The sequence below is a fragment of the Paracoccus sp. (in: a-proteobacteria) genome (assembly GCF_046462195.1).
GTDB lineage: Bacteria > Pseudomonadota > Alphaproteobacteria > Rhodobacterales > Rhodobacteraceae > Paracoccus.
On sequence record NZ_JBKGUN010000191.1, the window covers coordinates 1 to 3238 of the forward strand.

A 3238-nucleotide genomic window follows, 5' to 3' on the forward strand; every position below is an offset into this window, starting at 1 on the left:
GCAAGGACGTGACCGAATGCACCGGCGGCGTCCGCGCGGTCACCGACGAGGATCTGTCGGACCGCTATCACACCGCCTGCGATCCGCGCCTGAACGCCAGCCAGTCGCTGGAACTGGCCTTCCTGGTGGCCGAGGAATTGCGCGCCCGCCGCGAACAGGCCGTGCCGCAGCGCACTGCCCAAGCCGTCTAAAGCCTGTCGGCCCGGAGAAACCCTCCGGGCCGCTTACTTCCAGCGACGGTGAATCCAGAACCACTGGTCCATGTGCCGCCGGACCAGCATTTCCAGATCGTCGTTCAGGGCCTGCATCATGGCCTGTGGCTCACCTGCTTCCACAGGCGTCCCCACATGAACGCGAAAGCGCAGGCCGTCCGGCTGCCGGATGCCGGCGATCGGCACCAGCAGCGCATCATAACGCCGGGCCAGATCTGCGGGCGTCAGCACGGTTTTCGTTGGCAGGTCGAAAAAACGAAGCTCTGCCCCGTCATGATCGTACTGGTCAAATCCCAGCGCAAGCCAGCCGCCGCCCCGCAGGAAGCGCAGCATCGCCGTCAGTCCAGAACGCCCCCGGGGGAACAAGGGCTCTGCAATGGCGCTGATGGCGGGGACATAGTGGCGATTAAAGGCTTCGTTGTTCATTGGCCTGTACAGCGCGCCCACGGGCCAGCCACGCCCGGACAGCGCCGCGCGCATTGCGTCATAATTGCCGAAATGGGCACAAGCGAGGATGACGGGACGGCCGCTGTCAAAGGCGGCCTCCAGCGCCGGCAGGCCCGGCCCCTCCAGCGGATCCTGCGCATGGATGCGGGCGGTGAATTCATCGCCGGAATAGATTTCGGCCAGGGAACGTCCGGCATTGTCAGGAACGGCACGGACCAGTGCCTCGACCTCGGCTGCGGACAGATCAGGTCTGGCCAGCCGCAGATTGTCGCGGATCCGACGGCGCCAGCCGGCTACCGGTGCAATCACATGCGAAAAAATCCAGCCGAGAGTGGCCACACGCTGCGCATAGGGCAGCAGCCGCGCCAGCGCCATGATCGCCAGAAACGTGCCATTGGCCAGACGGTCCGTCAGCGAAGGTCGGTCGTCGCGCATCAGTCCCCTTTTGCCGCACGCGCTTCGCGCGACCACACGTAAAGCCCTGCCGCCACGATGATGCCCGCGCCGGAGACCGTCCAAAGGTCGGGCAGTTGTTCGAAGAACAGCCAGCCCCAAAGCCCTGCCCAGATCAACCCGGTATAACCGAAAGGTGCCAGCGCGCCGGCCTCGGCGGCACTGAAGGCCCGCACCAGCAGGTACTGGCTGGCCGTCCCAAAGGCTGCCAGCAGGGCAAAGGCCCACAGGTCGGCCAACGCGATCGGCTGCCAGACAAAGGGCAGGACAATGCTCGAGGCGATCGAGCCGATGACGGCCGACCACAGGACCGATGTGGCAACGGAATCGGCGCGCACCAGCCGCGTCAGCAGGGCACCGGCCGCATAGGTGAAGGCCCCGGCCAGCGGCAGCAGTGCCGCAGGCTGGAACACGCCCATCCCCGGTCGGATGATCAGAAGGGCGCCAATCAGCGCGGCGGCAATTCCCATGAGGCGGCGGGGACCGATCCTTTCGCCCAGAAACAGCGCCGCGCCAAGTGTGATGAGGACCGGGTTCAGATCCATGATCGCCGTGGCCTCGGCCAGACCGATATACTGCAGCGAGGTAAAGAACAGGCCGACCGAGCCCAGTTGCATCAGTGCGCGCGCGAATTGCATTCCGGGATGCCGGGTCCGCAACAGCGGCAGCATCGTGCTGCGAAAGATCAGCACGAAGATCAGCAGGTTGCCGATGAAACGGGCCCAGATGACCTGGCCCGGATGATAGATCTGCGTCAGGTGCTTGGCGGTTGCGTCCATCAGCGTGAAGCCCAGGATCGCCGCCAGCAGCAGCGCGATCCCCTGTGCCTGATCCGACCCCGGACGCTTCAGCCCGTCACGCTCGCGCCCCATCAGGGCAAAGCTGCGCGCCAGCACCCGCATCAGGGTGCGAGGGAAACGGGGCAGGAATGAGAACGCACAAACGTCGCCCTCATCCCAATTCCCATGCCCATGGCACCCCGTTTCGTCACAAAAGCGCCTTGGCGCGCTCGATCACGGCTTCGGCGGTGATGCCGAACTCCTTGTAGAGTTCGGGTGCGGGGCCCGAAGCGCCGAAACCTTCCATGCCGACAAAAACCGACTTCGCCTCCTGCCCACGCTCACCCAGCAGCAGCCAGTCCCAAGGCTGGCGGACAGCGGCCTCGATGGCGATGCGGACAGTATCGGCGGGCAGGACCTCGGCACGGTATTCGGGTGCCTGATCGCGGAACAACTCCATCGACGGGACGGAAACGACGCGGGTGGCGATGCCTTCGGCCTCCAGGCTGTCACGCGCGGCAACTGCGATCTCGACCTCGGAGCCTGTGGCCATCAGCACGACCCGGGGCGTCGCCGAGGCTTCGCGCAGGACATAGGCGCCCTTGGCAGTCAGGTTCTCGTCGGTGTTCTGCCGCAGCGTCGGCAAATTCTGGCGGGACAAGGCCAGAACAGACGGCGTTGCATCCTGCGACAACGCGATCTGCCAAGCCTCTGCCGTTTCGATCTGGTCGCAAGGACGCAGGGTCAGCGTGTTCGGCGTGGCCCGGCAGATGGCCAGATGCTCGACCGGCTGGTGGGTCGGACCGTCCTCGCCCAGGCCGATGCTGTCATGGGTCATGACATAGATGACCGGCAGGCCCATCAGCGCCGACAGGCGCATGGCGCCACGGGCATAATCGGTAAAGGTCAGGAAGGTGCCGCCGTAAGGGCGGAAGCCGCCATGCAGCCAGATGCCGTTCATGGCCGCCGCCATGCCATGTTCGCGGATGCCATAGTGCAGATAGCGGCCCATGCGGTTCTCGGGTCCGAACACGCCCTGGCCACCGGTCTTGGTGTTGTTCGACCCGGTCAGGTCGGCCGATCCGCCAAAGTTTTCCGGCATGACCGCGTTCAACACTTCCAGGGTGTTTTCGCTGGCCTTGCGGGTGGCGACCTTTGGTCCCGTTTCCAGCGTTTTCGCGGCAAAGGTTGCGATGGTGCTGTCCAGCTGCGGGTTCACCTCATTGCCGATACGGCGGGCGAAATCGTCGCGGCGGTCGGCGGGCAGGGCATCGACGCGACCGTTCCATTCGGCACGCATCTGCGCGCCGCGCTGGCCGATCTGGCGCCAGTGCGACATGACCTCGG

Annotated in this window: 4 protein-coding genes; 1 reads left to right on the forward strand and 3 read right to left on the reverse strand. The window is 65.4% G+C overall.

The genetic code is table 11. The annotated features are described in order from the left end of the window. Window positions 1–191, forward strand: a 191-nt coding sequence (locus ACLHHB_RS11725; protein WP_410218463.1) for a 3-deoxy-7-phosphoheptulonate synthase, incomplete at its 5' end; no start/stop codon positions are given. 33 nt (window positions 192–224) lie between these two features. On the opposite strand, the gene ACLHHB_RS11730 is transcribed toward ACLHHB_RS11725, so the two are convergent. From ACLHHB_RS11730 to ACLHHB_RS11740, 3 genes are all read right to left on the reverse strand, one after another. Then, window positions 225–1094, reverse strand: coding sequence for a lysophospholipid acyltransferase family protein (locus ACLHHB_RS11730; RefSeq protein ID WP_410218464.1), 870 nt, complete (start codon window positions 1092–1094; stop codon window positions 225–227). Continuing rightward, window positions 1094–2014 (reverse strand): DMT family transporter, encoded by a 921-nt coding sequence (locus tag ACLHHB_RS11735; protein ID WP_410218465.1) that lies wholly within the window; start codon window positions 2012–2014, stop codon window positions 1094–1096. Before ACLHHB_RS11735 ends, ACLHHB_RS11730 begins: the two co-directional genes overlap by 1 nt. Before the next feature lie 85 nt (window positions 2015–2099). Next, the coding region (locus ACLHHB_RS11740; RefSeq protein WP_410218466.1) for a transketolase-like TK C-terminal-containing protein at window positions 2100–3238 on the reverse strand (1139 nt) is incomplete at its 5' end.

Coding starts and splice junctions, on each gene's coding strand:
- ACLHHB_RS11735 (WP_410218465.1), bottom strand. CDS start 2,014: ATGCGGGTGCTGGCGCGCAGCTTTGCCCTGATGGGGCGCGAGCGTGAC.
- ACLHHB_RS11730 (WP_410218464.1), bottom strand. CDS start 1,094: ATGCGCGACGACCGACCTTCGCTGACGGACCGTCTGGCCAATGGCACG.